Here is a 17,920-nt window from a genome sequence, read left to right on the forward strand (position 1 = left end):
AGGGACTGGGGACTAGGGAAAAGGAGAATAAATAATCCATACCCAATTCCCAATTCCCAGTCCCCAATCCCCTTTAATCTGTAATTAACTCACGATACACTGCCAATGTTTCCTGATGAACGCGGGCAACACTCAACCATTGGAGGTTTTGATTTGCCCGATTTTTCCACTCATGCAGCATATCGGCATTACTCAGTAATTGCACTAAAACCCCAGCCAAAGCCTTACTATCTTTTGCTGGCACTAAAAGACCTGCTTGCCCATTGTCCAAAGCTTCAGGAATCCCATCTACTTGAGTGCCAACGATCGCAATTCCAGCTTCTCTAGCTTCGGAAAGTACCAGAGGGCAAGGATCGCGATGGGAAGCTAACACAAATATGTCACAAGATATAAGGTAGCGTTGAGGTTCTGGCTGGAAGCCTTCAAAATGAATCCGTTCTTTTACAGAAGTTGCTTGTGCTTGTGCCTCAAATAGCTGTTTATCCGGGCCATTTCCTACCAAATAAAGGTGCGCTTGGGGAAAATCAGGGGCAATTTTTTCAAAGGCAGCGATTAACTCAGCGATACCTTTGCGTTGATACATACCGGCTACAGTTGCGATCGCTGGACGTTGTAACCCTAAAGGTTGATAATCTTGTATTTGCCTGGTACGGGGACTGCCCAAAGTTCCATTGCATACTACCCGCAACTTGTTTTCTGGGATACCCCGCTTTGCCATAGAATCTCGTACCGCCTTGCTAACGGCAATTACCCTGTCAGCTAAACCCATCAGCAAACTGGAACGCTGAAATTCGTTGTGGACTGTGGAAACTAAAGTATATTTATTTCCTTTAAAAATGCGGGCTAGAATTACCCCCGTCATCATGTGAGCATGAACAATATCCGGCTGAAATTCTGCTGCGATCGCTCGGTAACGCACAGCCGCTTTGATAATACTTATCGGTTTCCTCGTTTGGTCTAGTTGGTAGTGTTTGACACCACATACATTTAGTAATTTTTCATATTCACCACCAGCAGAAATAACCGCTACCTCATAACCAGATTTTGCCTGTAAACAAGCCAAGTCCACAGCCACATTTACAATACCGTTACCGATCTCTTGAACGTGGTTTAAAATATGTATGATTCGCATAATGTTTTAGAGATGTATAAAAATTTAAGACAAGTAACTGAGTATCAATCAACATAATTATTGAGGTATTCAGCGACAGCTAAAAAGTAGTCAATAGTCGGTAAAATTCACCACTCACTACTGACTAATAGCGCTGATAACGAGTTACTTAGCTTAAAGACTTATTCAGTAACGGCTCGATAAATCGGGGTAAAACTCCAAAACTTTAAAGACCGAATCTGCTATTTCAGTCGCTAGAGACTTATTTTCTATTTCCAATGGCTACACCAGCATCAGCAGCGATCCGATTTGATTCCTGAAATTATCTGCGTAGGTAGGGAACAGGGAATAGAAAAGAAGGGTATAGATGTGTACTGAATCTTGTTCAAAAATCAAATATAGGACTCATATTTGATTTTTGAAATACACGTAGGGTGTGTTATGCCGTAGGCTTAACGCACCACCCTTTATGTTTTGGTGCGTTACAGAAGCCGTAACACACCCTACACATACTTAGATTTTTTCAGAAATCAAATACTAGTCCTATATAAGTCCTATACTTTAGCAAGCTGATAGTCATGAAAGTTGGAATTGAAGCTTTGAAAGGTCGCTTAAGATTAAGATTTACTAAAGTAGCGATCGTCAAGAGTCAAAATTAGTAATGTCTAAAGATATGCAACGCGAATTTACCAACCGCGATGAGTTGGTAGCTTACCTCCGCGAACAATTCCCAGGTGCAGCAGAACGCGATCGCTACATCAGCGAAACTCTAGGGGGACGCAAAGCCGCACAAAAAATGCTGCAACAAATCAACCCAGTAAGCTACGCGCAAACACGTAATTTTTTCACGGGTGCGGTCACGCGACTTTCGCCTTACATCCGCTATGGCGTTTTGAGTTTGCGAGAAATTCGAGATTATGTCCTTGAACGGGTACAGCACCAAAACGATGCGACGAAACTAATTAACGAGTTAGCTTGGCGCGACTACTGGCAACGGTTGTATGTAAAGTTAGGGGATGGAATCTGGAAAGACCAGGAAGAGTATAAAACTGGTTACACTGTGGCTGAATATGCATCGGAATTGCCGCAAGATATCAAACAAGGAACCACAGGCAGAGTCTGCATTGACAATTTTAGTCGTGATTTAAAAGAAACTGGCTATTTACATAACCACGCCCGGATGTGGCTAGCCGCTTATATTGTTCATTGGCGGCGGATTCATTGGCAAGCAGGAGCGAAGTGGTTTCTCGAACACCTTTTAGATGGAGATCCTGCTAGCAATAATATGTCATGGCAGTGGGTTGCTAGCACCTTTAGTCATAAACCGTATTTTTTCAACCGTGAAAATTTGGAACGCTACACCAAAAGTATTTATTGCCAGAAATGTCCCCTTTACGGCCATTGTGATTTTGAAGACAGCTATGAAGAATTAGAACAGCGACTTTTTCCTAAAGGGGAATTTAGCAAACAAGCCAATAGCCAAAGTTGGCAGCGTGGAAAGAGAGGTAAAAAATGAATAAATCAATTGTTTGGGTACATGGAGACTGCCTCAGTCCATACAACCCAGGATTGCAAAAATACCCAAATGCGCCAGCTATTTGGGTTTGGGATGAGGCTTTGATAGATGAATGGCAATTGAGTCTTAAACGCCTCACGTTTATTTACGAATGCTTGCTAGAGTTACCCGTTGTTATCCGTCGTGGTGATGTGGTACAAGAAATTTTAGCTTTTGCGAAAGAACATGATGCGAATTTAGTTGTCACAGCCAACAGTCCCAGTCCCCGATTTAATGACATCTGCAATCAAATAGAGGGTTCTATAGCAGTGGAAGTGGTAGAGGTAGAACCATTTTTTGATTATGATGGCTATATTGACCTGAAGCGGTTCTCACGCTACTGGAAAGTGGCTCAAGATTATGTTTTTGAATAGCCCAATTGTAATATTGTAATAAGCGATCGCCTTTTCGGTGGTACATTTAATACCATAGAAAACCATCGCATCTAATGTCATTTGTCATTTGACCCTTTTGCCGAAAAATTCTCAATTAAAAATTGTATAAGCTATATACAGTAACACATCCAGCCATTAATATAATCCATCGTCAGAGAGTTTCGCACAACCAACTAGTATCTGTAAAGTTAGATTTAAAAGGCATTAACAACGTAAAATCATGAGCGACAACAGCATTACATCACGTTTGTACCCCACCCGCATTGACATTCCCGCCGAAGCGCGAGTGCAAATCGTAGTACTTCTTAACCAAACCTTAGCAGCTACTTCGGATCTTAAAACCCAAGCAAAGCAAGCGCACTGGAATGTTAAAGGAACTGACTTCTATCAGCTACACTTATTATTTGATGAACTTGCTGGGGAATTGGAACAGTACATCGATATGGTAGCTGAACGGATTACAGCTTTAGGCGGATACGCTTTTGGAACAGCCCGCGCCGCAGCTAGTAATTCAATTCTGCCAGAATATGCCTTAGATATTTTGGATGGTAAAGACCATGTAACAGCCTTAGCAGATCGTTATGCCCTCTATGCTAAACATCTTAGAGACGCGATCGCTAAAACTGATGAATTAGACGATCTCGATACCGCCGATCTTTACACCGAAATCTCCCGCACCATTGACAAACGCCTCTGGTTCTTAGAAGCTCATCTGCAAGTAGCAGAAATTAAGGCAGAGAATGGCAATGGCAAAGCAGGTACTACTAAAACTCAAAAGATCCCTGCTACCGTAAAATAAGCACTTTTGAGAAAAGTAGTCTTTCTTAAATCTAATAGTATCTTTTTGGTAAGTACGTCACTTTTAAGTGCGTACTTTTCATTTATATGTATATACCTTACTATTGAAATAGTTCAAAACGAAGTCAAGAAATTCCAAATATCTTCAACAAGTTCTCCATCAAAATCAATACTTAAGTAGGCAGGCACAAATAAATATAACTATGTAACGAAAAGTAAAAGCGGTGAAAACCTTGTGATTGCTTCACTCCACTTCGTTGCGTTCGCAATGACATAGTTATAAATTTTCTCACCCACCTACTTAAACTTGAAGAAGTTATTAGGTTGGTGAAAAGGTATGCTAATTCCATTTTGATTTCAAACTCTGCCAATTTTAGATTTTTCCTGTAATCCAAAAGACACTCCGCTATCTAAAATCTAAAATCCAAAATTGAGCGCTTCCTAACTAAATACTCATTAACAAAGAGGTAAATTTATGTCTCAAAATACAATTACCCACTTAATTCACGATCGCAATGCCCGTGGTCACGCTAAAATGGGCTGGCTCGATAGTTATCATACATTTTCCTTCGGTAGTTTTTACGATCCCAACCGGATGGGATTTCGCTCTCTGCGTGTGATTAACGACGATCGCATCGCTCCCGGTGCTGGATTCCCTACCCATAGTCATCGTGACATGGAAATCCTCACTTATGTCTTAGAAGGGGCTGTAGAGCATAAAGACAGCTTGGGTACAGGCTCAGTAATTCGCCCCGGTGATGCCCAAATTATGAGCGCTGGAACTGGAATCAGCCACAGTGAATTTAATCCTTCACCAACTGAACCACTACACTTGCTACAAATCTGGATTCTTCCCGATGAAGAAGGATTGACACCAAGATACGAACAAAAAGCTTTTCCTCTAGAAGAAAAGCGCGGCAAATTACGCTTAATTGCTGCTAAAGATGGGCGTGATGGTGCTGTAATAATTCACCAAGATGTGGATTTATACACATCTGTTTTAGAAGATGGTGATGTTGTTAATTATCAAGTCAAAAGCGATCGCTATGCCTGGTTACAAGTAGCCCAAGGTATAGTTAACCTGAATGGTGAAGAACTCAGAGCAGGTGATGGCGTGCAAATCAACGGCGAAGAACAGCTAGAAATTAGCACCAACATCGGCGGCAAAATCTTGCTTTTCGATTTGGGCTAATCTTAAGTCTGTTTGCTGAAAAGCTAGCTTATAGGGTGGGCATTGAATGCCCACCCTATTATGCTTTGTGAGAGGAAATATTTCTCGATTGGGTGCGGATTTACGTAGGACTAGCCCTCCACAGGCATGGCATTACGAATCCTTAAGCGACTCTAACTTCCCTAGACAAGCTAGAAGAGAAGGACAAAAAAGAACTATCACCACCAGAAAGCGTTTACTTTCTACGAAATTGACCTTCAATCGGCTCTGAAGAAAGGTTATACTTTCTCACAAAACTACCAAAACAATTAGGCGGCGATCGCCAAAAAGTTCTTAGCCTGGGAAAGATGTATCAGACTTTAATAAATATTAGAGGTCGCTGTAATGCCAACGATTCATTTTGTAGATGGTGAAAAAGGCGGGGTAGGAAAATCTCTCTTTGCCAGGACAATGATTCAGTATTGTCTAGATAAGAGAATCCCGTTTGTACCAGTGGAGACAGATAGATCGAATCCAGATGTCGCAGGGGTATATAAGGAAATATGTAAGTATGCTGTGTTTAGTGAGAATGAACGACAGGCAAATAAGGCAGATAGAATATTTGAGTGGGCGGTAGAGAAGCCAGTAATTGTGAATTTATCTGCACAATCCCATAGAGCAGTACAAGGGTGGATTGAATCTAATCAATTACTTGAACTAGGAAGTTCGCAAGGAGTGATGTTTTGCAAATGGTTTGTATCGACAGGAGGATACGACAGCATCAACCTGTTTAATCAGTCAGTGAATACTTACGGTGAGAAAATCCCTCATATTCTGGTGAGGAATTTGGGGCTATGTGATGATTGGGAGCATCTAGAGTCAGACTCCAACTTTCAGAACATAGTAAATAAATATCCGATAAAAATTATAGATTTTCCGAAGTTAGCATACAGAGAAAGAAACATAATTGACCAAAATCGCCTAACGTTTGCAGAGGCTAGAGAGTATAAAGAATTTGGGATAATTGGGAAACAGAGAGTAGTGAATTTTCTCAAGCTTGCTTATGGTGCTTTTGAGAAAGTAGGTATCTGGTATGAAAAAGTTGAATAGCGGTCATTAGTCATTAGTCATTAGACCTCTTACAAGAGGTCTGATAAACATTATTACTAGCTTTTACTATTAAAAAATATTAAGTATTTTATAAAGCTAGTATAAATTTGCCCATAAACCTACTTTATAGAGCAATCTCTAAAATATCCTTAACGGTAGTTGACATTATTTATGGTGAATATTACCATAAATAAGAGAAGCATCTTGTAAGGAATCTCTTGCATGACAACTTTGCCAGATTTGGACTATGTATATAAACAGCAAAGCCAGCAGAACCAGGAACTAAACCTCTCTGTGGAAGACTACAGCTTGCTGACGGATCTTTACCAATTGACGATGGCAGCTTGTTACACAGGCGAAGGTATCGAACAACGACGGGCCAGCTTTGAGTTGTCTGTCAGACGATTGCCAGAGGGTTTTGGTTATTTAATTGCAATGGGGCTAACACAGGCATTGGAATATTTAACCAAATTCCGCTTTAGTCCATCGCAAATTGCAGCATTACAGGCGACGGGAATTTTTGCTCATGCAGGCGATCGCTTTTGGTCACTTTTAGCTGAGGGTAAATTTACGGGTGATGTTTGGGCAGTACCAGAAGGGACAGCTGTATTTGCCAATCAACCACTGTTGCGGGTGGAAGCACCGCTTTGGCAAGCGCAACTAGTGGAAACTTACCTCTTAAATACGATTAATTACCAGACTTTGATTGCCACAAAAGCAGCAAGGTTGCGGGATGTAGCAGGCGAATCAGCAACACTTTTAGAATTTGGTACAAGACGCGCATTTAGTCCCCAAGGGTCTTTGTGGGCGGCGCGGGCTGCCTTGGCGGGTGGGTTAGATTCCACCTCCAATGTGTTAGCAGCGCTACAACTGGGCCAACAGCCAAGTGGTACGATGGCGCACGCCCTGGTGATGGCGTTGTCAGCAATAGAAGGCACTGAAGAACAAGCTTTTAGTGCATTTCATCGATATTTTCCGGGTGCGCCGTTGCTGATTGATACTTACGATACCGTTGCTGCTGCCCAACGCTTGGCCCAAAAAGTAAACTCCGGGGAAATGCAATTAACAGGAGTGCGATTGGACTCAGGAGATTTAGTTACCTTATCGAAACAGGTGCGATCGCTCCTTCCCGGTGTACCAATTTTTGCCAGTGGCGATTTGGATGAGTGGGAAATTGCCAGGTTAAAAGCTGCTGGGGCGCAAATTGATGGTTACGGACTGGGAACCCGATTAGTTACAGGTTCGCCTGTAAATGGAGTCTATAAACTCGTAGACATTGATGGTATCCCAGTCATGAAGCAGTCAAGTGGTAAGGTTACTTATCCAGGACGCAAGCAGATTTTTCGCTCGTTTACAGGAGGTAAGGTAAAAGCAGACAGATTGGGACTCTTAGGTGAAATTCCTCAAGAAGAAGAACCTTTGTTGCAGTTAGTAGTGCAAGAAGGTGAACGGATACAGCCATTGGAATCGTTGGCAACAATTCGTCAGCGGACTGCTGTCTCAGTTGCTAGTTTGCCACAAGAAACACGGTGTTTGGATCGTCCTGTGGGGGTGCAAGTGGAGATTTCTGCCGCACTGCAACAGTTGACAGAGGAAACTAAGAAACGAACCACAGAGGCGCACAGTTCACAGAGGTAATAATTACTCTTTCGGTATGTCTTAATTACGAACTACGAATTACGAATTACGAATTACGAATTATTATGAGAGTTGCTTTGTTTGGTACTAGTGCCGATCCACCAACTGCGGGACATGAAAAAATTCTGAGTTGGTTGTCTGAGCGTTATGATTGGGTAGCGGTTTGGGCAGCAGATAATCCATTTAAGTCTCATCAAACACCCCTAGAACATCGGGCGGCAATGTTGCGACTGTTGATTGCGGATATAGACACGCCAAGGCACAATATTGCTTTGGAACAAGAATTAAGTAGCTTCCAAACACTGGAAACAGTTGAGAAAGCGAAGATTACTTGGGGTGAAGACGCTGAATTGACGTTGATTATTGGTTCAGATTTACTGAGTCAGCTACCACGTTGGTATCGCATTGAAGATTTGTTACAGCAAGTGCAACTACTGATTGTACCGCGACCCGGATATGCAATAGATGAGTCTAGTTCAGAGGTAGTGCAAAAGCTGGGAGGGAAAATTGCGATCGCTAGTCTGACCGGTCTAGATATTTCCTCAACAGCATACCGCGAACATGGAGATTCTCAAGCCCTCACAGCCCCTGTAGTTGCCTATATTAATCAAGAGCATTTGTACGAATGCCAGGACGTTCACAAAAAAATATACCAACTCCGTTAAACCAACAACCTTTGGCCGATTTCAAGGTTGGTGTTGATAATGTAATTTTTTCTGTAGATACTGTACAAAATCGGCTGTTAGTTCTACTTGTAATGCGACAGCAAGAACCATTTTTAAATCATTGGAGTCTTCCCGGTACTTTAGTGCGTCCCGGAGAGTCTTTAGAAGATGCCGCCTATCGCATTATGGCAGAGAAAATTAAGGTCAACAATCTCTACTTAGAACAACTCTATACATTTGGCGGGCCAAATCGCGATCCACGGGAAGCAACTGATAGTTATGGTGTGCGTTATCTATCAGTTAGTTACTTTGCCCTAGTGCGATTTGAGGAAGCCGAATTGATTGCCGATCGCATGACTGGCATAGCTTGGTATCCGGTAAAACAAGTACCGCAATTAGCTTTTGACCATAATGAAATTCTGGCTTATGGCCACAGGCGGTTGCGTAATAAATTAGAGTATAGCCCGGTAGCTTTTGAAGTCTTGCCAGAAATGTTTACCTTAAACGATTTATATCAGTTATACGCCACAGTTTTAGGTGATAACTTTTCCGATTATTCTAATTTTCGGGCGCGTCTACTCAAATTAGGTTTTTTATGCGATACCGGAATTAAGGTATCACGGGGTGCTGGCCGTCCTGCTAGTTTGTATAAGTTTGATGCGGAAGCTTTTGCTCCCTTAAAAGATAAACCTTTGGTGTTTATTTAACCAATCACTTTACAGAGTCCAAATTCCTGCAATCCCTTTCGGTTAAGATCCCCCCGCCTGCGGCGACCCCCTTAAAAAGGGGGTAGAAGAGGGTTATAAGCCTCTCTTTTTAAGGGGGTTGGGGGGATCTTCAAAATATTAAAACGTTAACCGAACCGGATTGCAAAGTCAAAAGTCATAAGTGACTCTTGACAAATGACAAATGACCAATGACTAATGACAAATAATATGAAAATTGCGATCGCTCAAATTAATCCGACAATTGGTGATTTGCTTTTAAATGCCCAAAAAATTCTTGAGGCGGCACAACGCGCAGCATCTAGCGGTGCGCGTTTATTACTAACACCAGAACTTTCTTTATGTGGCTATCCACCACGAGATTTATTACTAAATCCTAGTTTTGTGGAAGCGATGGGCATCACTTTACAAAACCTAGCTCAAGATTTACCGCCAAATTTGGCCGTGTTGGTAGGAACTGTTGAACCGAATATCCAAGCACATATTAGTGGCGGTAAAACCTTATTTAACAGCATAGTTTTGTTAGAGAATGGCAAGATTAAGCAAGCTTTTCACAAGCGACTTTTGCCTACTTACGATGTATTTGACGAACGTCGCTATTTTGAAGCAGGGTTACAAGCTAATTATTTCACTTTAGATGATATCCATATTGGCGTAACTATTTGCGAAGATTTATGGAACGATGAGGAATTCTGGGGCAAACGGACTTATGCAGTAAATCCGATTGCTGATTTAGCAATTTTGGGTGTAGATTTGATTGTGAATTTATCTGCTTCGCCCTACACAGTCGGTAAGCAGCAGCTTCGAGAAACAATGCTCAAGCATAGTGCAGTCCGTTTTCAACAACCGATTATTTATGCTAATCAGGTTGGCGGAAATGATGACCTAATTTTTGATGGGCGTAGTTTTGCCTTAAATCGTCAAGGTGAAGTTATGTGTCGCGCCTGTGGTTTTGACACCGATTTATTAGTAGTTGAATTTGATGAAACACAACGCGATTTACAGTTGAGTTCTGTAGAACCGATATATGAATCGGAAGATGAAGAAATTTGGCAAGCTTTGGTTTTGGGAGTGCGAGATTATGCTCGTAAGTGTCGGTTTTCTAAAGTAGTGTTGGGTTTAAGTGGTGGGATTGACTCGGCAATCGTAGCTGCGATCGCAACTGCTGCACTTGGTAAAGAAAATGTCCTCGGTGTTCTCATGCCTTCCCCTTACAGTTCGGAGCATTCCATTAGTGATGCTGTGGCGTTAGCCGAAAATTTGGGGATTAAGACTAATCTTTTACCAATTGGCGAGTTAATGCAAGGCTTCGATCGAACTTTAGGTGATTTGTTTGCAGGTACTGAGTTTGGACTAGCTGAAGAGAATATCCAGTCTCGGATTCGCGGTAATTTATTAATGGCGATCGCTAATAAATTTGGCTACCTGCTTTTATCTACTGGTAACAAGTCAGAAATGGCTGTGGGTTACTGTACTCTCTACGGCGATATGAATGGCGGGTTAGCGGTGATTGCAGATGTACCTAAAACCCGTGTTTATTCACTTTGCCAATGGTTAAATCGCAATAATGAAATCATCCCGCAAAATGTCTTGACTAAAGCACCCAGCGCCGAACTCAAACCAGGTCAAGTCGATCGAGACTCTCTACCGCCTTACGAAATTTTGGACGATATTTTGCAACGCCTGGTTCACAATCACCAATCAGCAGCGCAAATTGTTGCAGCCGGTCACGATTCGGTAATTGTAGATAGAGTAATTCAAATGGTAGCGCGGGCTGAATTTAAACGGCGACAAGCACCCCCCGGATTAAAAATCACCGATCGCGCCTTCGGAACTGGTTGGAGAATGCCAATTGCTAGTAACTGGGTTGGTGTCAAAAAGGCTTACCAGGCTAAAACCACAGCTACACCTAATCTTAGTTTGTTGTGATGGACAAAATGCTCATCCGCAAATTAAGTAATTAGTTATCAAACCTCTCCCTACCTTGAACTTTTATTAAAATCTGTCCTTCTTCGATGCAAAGAGGGACAGATTTTGCATAGTAAAATCTTTTTTATTAGGCTGATTAGACTGACACTACATAACCCGTCGAACTCACATTAAATAAATATTCTCCGTTTGGGTTTTTATTCTGGGAAAATTAACTTATATATAGGAATCCGGTTTGATTTCTGAAAATATCCGTAGGATGTGTTAGCGACAGCGTAACGCATCAAACCCTTGATAATAGTGCGTTACGAACTCCGTTCTAACACACTCTACAATACCTAATTTCGTTCAAAAATCAAATAGTAATCCTATACTCATATACAGCTATTTAATGAAGTAGATTTAAGAATATGTCTAATGCGGTTAAAGTATTTTTTTCCTACTCCCACAAAGATGAAGTGTTGCGAGACGAACTGGCAACTCATCTTAGCATGATGAAACGTCAAGGAGTTATTGAAGCTTGGCACGATCGCGAAATCACTGCTGGGAGTGAATGGGCAAATGCGATCGATGACAATCTGGAAGTTGCAGATATCATTCTGCTGCTGGTGAGTGCTAACTTTTTGGCTTCAGATTACTGTTATGACAAAGAAATGACACGAGCAATGGAGCGACACGAAACGCGGGAAACTCGTGTAATTCCGGTTATTCTTAAGCCGACAGATTGGAATGGTGCGCCTTTTGGTAAACTGCAAGCACTCCCTAAAAATGCTAAACCTGTGACAACCTGGCCAGACCAAGATGAGGCTTTTTTAAATGTCGCTCAAGGGATTCGCAGAGTAGTTGAAGATATTGCCAAATCAAAAACCTCCTCCTCAACTGCTTCTGGAACTACTACAACTGCGACTTCCAGCCCTTTGGCAACGAATGGGGGATTAACTGAGCGCCAGCGTCGGAGATTGGAGCAAGAACGGGATTCACTGCAACAACAGTATGACCTGGCTAGCACAAAATTAGGTCGGTTGCGCCAAGCTTACTCCATTGAAACCGATGTATCTACAAAACTGAAGCTAGAGGTGCAAATTCAGGAAAGCCAAACAGAACAGAGTAGATTAGATCGGCAGCTTGAGGAAATCGAGCAAAAGCTTTTGTAGTTTTCTTTTAAACCAGTCAGCGTCTTGCCATATTTCCTATGAAGTCTATTGAAGTTTTTATTTCTTATCACCAAAAAGATGAAGAACTGCGCGAAGAGTTAGAGAAGCATCTAGCGACTTTGGTGCGGGAACAAACTATTACCAGTTGGCACAATGGCAAAACGGTTGCTGGGCAAGAGTCTCAAAATGAAATTAATAAGTATCTCAAACGGGCTGGATTAATCCTACTGTTGGTAAGTCCAGATTTCATTGCTTCAGACTCTCACTGGACACTTGAAGTTACACGAGCCTTAGAACAAAATGCCGCAGGTAAGGCTCGTGTGATTCCGGTATTGTTACGCCCTACAGATTGGGACAATCCTCCCATTGATAAATTGTCACCCCTGCCTAGTAATCGCAAACCGATAACAAAGTGGGATGACCGAGATGAAGCATTCTTAGAAGTTGTCAAGGGAATTCGGCAAGAGGTGGAGCGATTAGTTGCTAGCTCGAATTACTTACCTCCCAAAGACAGTTCAGCAAACCAAAAGCCTCTTGCTCTCAAACCCGTAACAGATAATGCTCCATCTCAACCTGGCAATCAAGTTGAAACTGATCTGACGCTAGAACTCCCTCTGAGTATTGCTGAATTGACCTACGGTACAGAAAAGAAAATTGCACTGGATGATGGCTCAATTACTGTGACTGTTCCATCTGGTTTTAGTCCTGGTAAGAAACTGCGGATTCGAGGTAAAGGTAAACTTAACCCGATAACCAATCAACGGGGAGATTTGTATCTAAAGGTTGTCAGTGTTCAAAAGGTAGAGGTATCACTGGAGGACTATCAGCAAAAGTTGCGACAATACGAACAAAAATTAATCGAAATCCTGCAATGGGAGTATCCACTTAGTAATCATAGCCGTGAAGGACTAAAGAATTATCAGCAGATGCTAAAACTCAGGGATGAGGATGTAACTCAGCTTGAGGAGCAAGTCACTGCACAAGAGCAAGAAAAGCGCCAAGATAAAGTCACAAGCCTGATTAATGAAGCAGATCGTTTGCGCGAAGCTAAAAAGTTCGAGGAAGCAGCCATCAAGTACAAAGCAGCCCTCCGTCTTGACCCGAACTCTATAATCGCTCACAATAACCTGGGTATAGCACTAAAAGGTCAAGGGAAGTTGGAAGAAGCGATCGCCGCCTACCAAAGAGCTTTGCAAATCGACCCAAACTATGCAATCGCTCACTCTAACCTGGGTTTAGCACTGTCCGCTCAAGGGAAGTTGGAAGAAGCGATCGCCGCCTACCAAAGAGCTTTGCAAATCGACCCAAACTTTGCAAACGCTCACTCTAACCTGGGTATAGCACTGCACTCTCAAGGGAAGTTGGAACAAGCGATCGCCGCCTACCAAAGAGCTTTGCAAATCGACCCAAACATTGCAATCGCTCACTCTAACCTGGGTTTAGCACTGTACGATCAAGGGAAGTTGGAACAAGCGATCGCCGCCTACCAAAGAGCTTTGCAAATCGACCAAAACATTGCAAACGCTCACAATAACCTGGGTATAGCACTAAAAGGTCAAGGGAAGTTGGAACAAGCGATCGCCGAACTGGAAATAGCTGTTCGCCTCGATCCTAGTAGCACTCTTTTTCGTAAGAACTTAGAGATTTATAGGAATGAGAAGAAGGGTTTTTGGGGGCGTTTGTTTGGTGAGTAGAATATTCTCAGTTTTATTCATCTCACAAATGTGCGAATGCCTGTTGTTTACGATGCGTTCACGAAGTGTGCCGAAGGTATCGCTCAACCTCAAAGCTTCATCTTTCTAGTCTGGAACACCAATTGTCGAGCAAAAAGGGCGATCACTCCACCTCAAAACCTCATCATTCTACCTCTGAACACGAAGCTTTCACTTTGGAACAAGAATTGTCAAGCAAAAAAGGCGTAGGCGTAGCCCGTCGTAGACATCGCTTGACCTTTTATCCTCGAAGTTGCGGCTTTTATCCTGGAAGTTGCACCTTTTATCATCGAAATTGCGGCTTTAACCCTCACAATTCGAGTTCTGAACTCGGAAGTTGCACCTTTTATCCTCGAAGTTGAGCCTTTAACCCTCAAAGTTGAGCCTTTTATCCTCGCAGTTGCACCTTTTGTCCTCGAAGTTGCGTCTTTTATCCTCGAAGTTGCGCTTTTAACCCTCATCATTCTACTTCTAAACTTAAAGCTTGCACCTCAGAACACAAATTGTCGAGTTAAAAGGGCGTAGGGTCTAGCCCATCGGAGACATTGCTCAACCTCTGAGCTTAATCAATAGGCTATTTTTACTCATCTAAACGGTGTGCGATCGCATTCAGCAATTCCTCAAAGTCTGATTCGCTGTGAATATCAGAAGTCAGCGTGTTCATATCTTTTAGCAGGTTAGTCAGTTCCGCGATCGTGTTGCGAATCTCGGTGTATTGGTCAATTTCTTCACGAAATCCCTGTAAATTAGCTGCACCAACTTCTCTCATCCCTTCGTCCAATTCTCTAATTTCGTCTTCCCAATGCTTAATATATTTAAGTCTTGCAACAGCCTTATAAATTTGGGCATCCGATAACACAATCGGGAAAATTCGATGATAAAATTCACCATTTTTAGCAATTTGCACTAGCTCAAACATGCAATTGGGAGATTTTAAATATTTGTCACTAATAACTGCGATCGCACATTTACCGCGTCCAATCCGTTCCATAAAGGCTTTAATCAGTCCTTTGTAGCCCAAATCGCGTTTATCGCGGATGATTTTGATTCCTTTTGCCTGCAAAGTCTCATCTAATTGATTGACAAATTGCTCACTTTCTCCACCCCAAGCATAAGAGATGAAAATTTCCTTCTCGAACTCCATTACAGACTGACTATTCATGATGGGTTTTTCTTCTTGATTGCTATCTCGTAACCGATGGGTCAATGATTCATCTCGCTTTCGTTCCAGTTCTTTTTGCAACTGTACAACCTGGGGGTTGAGTTCCTTATCTGGTCTATCGGGTTGGAACATGACATCATCAATTAACCTGCGGACATCTACCATTTGACGGCTTTTCCTGCATTGAATGAGGTAAGCACCATCATCTATGAACTCACGCAGTTCGTTCAGAGGATAACTATAAAGAGTTTGGCTTCCTTCACATTTTTCGCAGTTACAAGGAACTAGGGTTTGATATTGCAAACGTTCATAAGAGTTGTGGATTTTTTCGAGTTCATGGGTGATGACAGCCATCAATTCTTTTTTGCGGTTTCCGGCTACACGGATTTTAATTTCCCGTTGATTGTAGTTTTCAATGATTTCAGCACGAGTTTGGTCTTTGTTGAGAACAACACCGTTTTTCCAAACGATTTCTTGCTGTTCAATCCAAGGGTGTGTTTCGACAATAAAGCGGGTGAGGATGCCTTTGGGCATGAATGTATAGCCGTAGCGCAGGATTAGGTTGTTGCGATCGTCCCAGGTATAATTAGCTTTTTCAATGGAAAGCAATTGCGGTGCAATATAAATGTTAGGGCGGCCAGGAATTTCGTAGCAAAGCTTGAACCGCATCATTAATTGCAGGAGTTCATCTCGCATATCTGCATATTCGCCGTCTTGCCAAATATCTTTGAGGTTTTCTTTGGTAAAACAACCTAGCTCTTGCTTGACAGTTTGACTGTCCAAAACTTTGTAAACGGCAGTTGTCGCCCATTCAGGTTTGAGGATGACGTAATGTTTTAGTGTAGAATCGTCTTGAAAGTGCAGGCAAACGCCAAGGTCATGTAAATAGCTACTCAAGCGCAGCATGTCTTTCTTGTCAGTTAAATTATTGACTCGGCAAAGGGTAAAGTATTCTTCAACGCTGATGTAATTTCGGGAATTGTTCTCTAGAGCGTTTCTGACTCTTACCCAGAGTTTTGGTAAAGGTGTAGCAACGTGGTCAAGATTACTGATGTAAAGCTGAATAGCTTTTTTAATCTCTGCTAAACCGCGATTAGTATCTAAATTGGTTGGCAGAATTTCTTTGAGATTGTCAAATTCTCCTTGTAACTGCCCCCTATCGACTTCGCACTGACGGTCTTGTCTTTCGTTTTTGATGATAAAAACTGGACTTTTGTCGCTCAAGAGTTCAACAACCTTCAACCACCAGTAAAAACCAGTGTTTTCTTTGCGAGTATCGGCAACTAAGGCATAGAGAGAACGCTTGCTGAGGAAAAACTGATGGGTTTGGTGGTAGATTTCCTGACCGCCAAAATCCCAGATGTTGACGCGAAAATCTTTGCCATTGGGCTGTGTGAAGTGCCACCGGATGACTTCAATGCCTTGGGTTGATTTCTCTTCTGGCTGGAGTTCGTAGGTTTCATCCTTGATTTTTTTGGCTAAAGAGGTTTTACCAGCTCCCCCTTCGCCAACAATCAAGAATTTTGCTTCGTAGAAGGGTTCGGTTTCCGTTGGATCTTGCACTCGGAAATAAAAATCGAGAATTTCATTCACATCACCCGGAGCTTTAGTTAAATCCTTCGATCCCAAAATCTCAGGTGGAATGGGGACTGGGTTCCTACGAAGATCCAGCTTTTTCAAGTTTGGTAGTTGCCTGATTTCCCTTGGCAGACTGCTGAGTTGATTACTGCTGAGGTAGAGGAATTGCAGGTTGGTGAGTTGCCCAATTTCCGCTGGCAGACTGCTCAGTTGATTACTGCGGAGGTTGAGAGATTGCAAGTTGGTGAGTTGTCCAATTTCCGCTGGCAGACTGCTCAGTTGATTACTGCTGAGGTCGAGGGATTGCAAGTTGGTGAGTTGTCCAATTTCCGCTGGCAGACTGCTCAGTTGATTACTGCTGAGGTCGAAGGATTGCAGGTTGGTGAGTTGTCCAATTTCCGCTGGCAGACTGCTCAGTTGATTACCGCGGAGGTAGAGAGATTGCAGGTTGGTGAGTTGTCCAATTTCCGCTGGCAGACTGCTCAGTTGATTACCGTCGAGGTAGAGAGATTGCAGGTTGGTGAGTTGTCCAATTTCCGCTGGCAGACTGCTCAGTTTATTGTTGTAGAGGTAGAGTGATCGCAGGTTGGTGAGTTGTCCAATTTCTGCTGGCAGACTGCTTAGTTGATCGCTGCGGAGGTCAAGGGATTGCAGGTTGGTGAGTTGTCCAATTTCCGCTGGCAGACTGCTCAGTTGATTGTTGTCAAGGTCAAGGGATTGCAGGTTGGTGAGTTGTCCAATTTCCGGTGGCAGACTGCTCAGTTGATTGTCGCTGAGGTCGAGGGTTTGCAGGTTGGTGAGTTGTCCAATTTCCGGTGGCAAAGTTGTTAAGCTTCTGCCAGAAAGGTTTAATTTTGTCACATTGTCTCTGACAGCTTGTTCAATAATTTGCAGCAGTTCTTCGTTAGTCATTTCGGGTTTTACAGAGGCGAAGCCTGACGACGATTTGCTGCTTGGACGCGCAGCAGAGAAATTGAGCTAATTAATAATGTAGCCTGTATCAAGGATTTCATTGAGGCAATGTCCAATAATTGCAGACTCCTGTGCCCCTACGAAATCGTTCACCATTCAACCTCTGAACTCGAACCATATTACCGAAAAAAATTTAATATATATTGCCAATAAATAGTTTTTTCTTCAGTGTAATATCTGTGAATTTTTGTGTGCAGAATCATAAATTAATAGTAAAAATTGTGATGTCGTGTTCTAGCCAAGAGTATAGTTTCAAACAACATCAA

14 protein-coding genes are annotated in these 17,920 nt (G+C 42.5%); 11 read left to right on the plus strand and 3 right to left on the minus strand.

All coding sequences use genetic code 11. The features are described 5' to 3' along the window. Nucleotides 1-73: 73 nt before the first annotated feature. Nucleotides 74-1,132, minus strand: a complete 1,059-nt coding sequence (locus tag CDG79_RS16925; RefSeq protein WP_094343153.1) for a glycosyltransferase family 4 protein — start codon at nt 1,130-1,132, stop codon at nt 74-76. A gap of 640 nt (nt 1,133-1,772) precedes the next feature. Between CDG79_RS16925 and CDG79_RS16930 the strand changes: the two genes are divergently transcribed. The 11 genes from CDG79_RS16930 to CDG79_RS16980 all read left to right on the plus strand — a co-directional run bounded on the left by CDG79_RS16930 (nt 1,773) and on the right by CDG79_RS16980 (nt 13,924). Next, nucleotides 1,773-2,627 (plus strand): FAD-binding domain-containing protein, encoded by an 855-nt coding sequence (locus CDG79_RS16930; RefSeq protein WP_094343154.1) that lies wholly within the window; start codon nt 1,773-1,775, stop codon nt 2,625-2,627. Continuing rightward, the gene (locus CDG79_RS16935; RefSeq protein WP_094343155.1) at nt 2,624-3,040 is read left to right on the plus strand and encodes a hypothetical protein; all 417 of its coding nucleotides are present in this window, start codon (nt 2,624-2,626) and stop codon (nt 3,038-3,040) included. Before CDG79_RS16930 ends, CDG79_RS16935 begins: the two co-directional genes overlap by 4 nt. A gap of 241 nt (nt 3,041-3,281) precedes the next feature. Then, complete coding sequence (gene dps, locus CDG79_RS16940) at nt 3,282-3,860, plus strand: DNA starvation/stationary phase protection protein Dps (RefSeq protein WP_094343156.1); 579 nt, start codon at nt 3,282-3,284, stop codon at nt 3,858-3,860. 474 nt (nt 3,861-4,334) lie between these two features. Next, on the plus strand, nt 4,335-5,051 hold the full coding sequence (locus tag CDG79_RS16945; RefSeq protein WP_094343157.1) for a pirin family protein: 717 nt from the start codon (nt 4,335-4,337) through the stop codon (nt 5,049-5,051). Nucleotides 5,052-5,414: 363 nt separating this feature from the next. After that, nucleotides 5,415-6,119 (plus strand): mobilization protein, encoded by a 705-nt coding sequence (locus tag CDG79_RS16950; protein WP_094343158.1) that lies wholly within the window; start codon nt 5,415-5,417, stop codon nt 6,117-6,119. A 222-nt stretch (nt 6,120-6,341) separates the two neighbouring features. Continuing rightward, nucleotides 6,342-7,757: a nicotinate phosphoribosyltransferase gene (locus CDG79_RS16955; RefSeq protein ID WP_094343159.1), complete on the plus strand. Its 1,416-nt coding sequence runs from the start codon at nt 6,342-6,344 to the stop codon at nt 7,755-7,757. 65 nt (nt 7,758-7,822) lie between these two features. Beyond that, entirely contained in the window at nt 7,823-8,422 is a 600-nt protein-coding gene (locus CDG79_RS16960; protein WP_094343160.1) for a nicotinate-nucleotide adenylyltransferase, read from the plus strand. Beyond that, the gene (locus CDG79_RS16965; protein WP_094332339.1) at nt 8,383-9,129 is read left to right on the plus strand and encodes an NUDIX hydrolase; all 747 of its coding nucleotides are present in this window, start codon (nt 8,383-8,385) and stop codon (nt 9,127-9,129) included. Before CDG79_RS16960 ends, CDG79_RS16965 begins: the two co-directional genes overlap by 40 nt. Nucleotides 9,130-9,357: 228 nt before the next feature. Beyond that, a complete protein-coding gene (locus tag CDG79_RS16970) occupies nt 9,358-11,076 on the plus strand; it encodes an NAD+ synthase (RefSeq protein ID WP_094343161.1) in 1,719 nt (572 codons plus the stop codon). A gap of 410 nt (nt 11,077-11,486) precedes the next feature. Continuing rightward, a complete protein-coding gene (locus tag CDG79_RS16975) occupies nt 11,487-12,230 on the plus strand; it encodes a toll/interleukin-1 receptor domain-containing protein (protein ID WP_094343162.1) in 744 nt (247 codons plus the stop codon). 38 nt (nt 12,231-12,268) lie between these two features. Further along, nucleotides 12,269-13,924, plus strand: coding sequence for a tetratricopeptide repeat protein (locus tag CDG79_RS16980; protein ID WP_094343163.1), 1,656 nt, complete (start codon nt 12,269-12,271; stop codon nt 13,922-13,924). A gap of 209 nt (nt 13,925-14,133) precedes the next feature. Here CDG79_RS16980 and CDG79_RS16985 read toward each other — a convergent pair whose 3' ends face one another. Then, nucleotides 14,134-14,406, minus strand: a complete 273-nt coding sequence (locus tag CDG79_RS16985) for a hypothetical protein (RefSeq protein ID WP_094343164.1) — start codon at nt 14,404-14,406, stop codon at nt 14,134-14,136. Between the two features lie 116 nt (nt 14,407-14,522). After that, nucleotides 14,523-17,594: a leucine-rich repeat domain-containing protein gene (locus tag CDG79_RS16990; protein ID WP_094343165.1), complete on the minus strand. Its 3,072-nt coding sequence runs from the start codon at nt 17,592-17,594 to the stop codon at nt 14,523-14,525. Nucleotides 17,595-17,920: the final 326 nt, after the last annotated feature.

The sequence above is a fragment of the Nostoc sp. 'Peltigera membranacea cyanobiont' 232 genome (assembly GCF_002245985.1).
In the GTDB taxonomy this organism is placed as follows: domain Bacteria; phylum Cyanobacteriota; class Cyanobacteriia; order Cyanobacteriales; family Nostocaceae; genus Nostoc.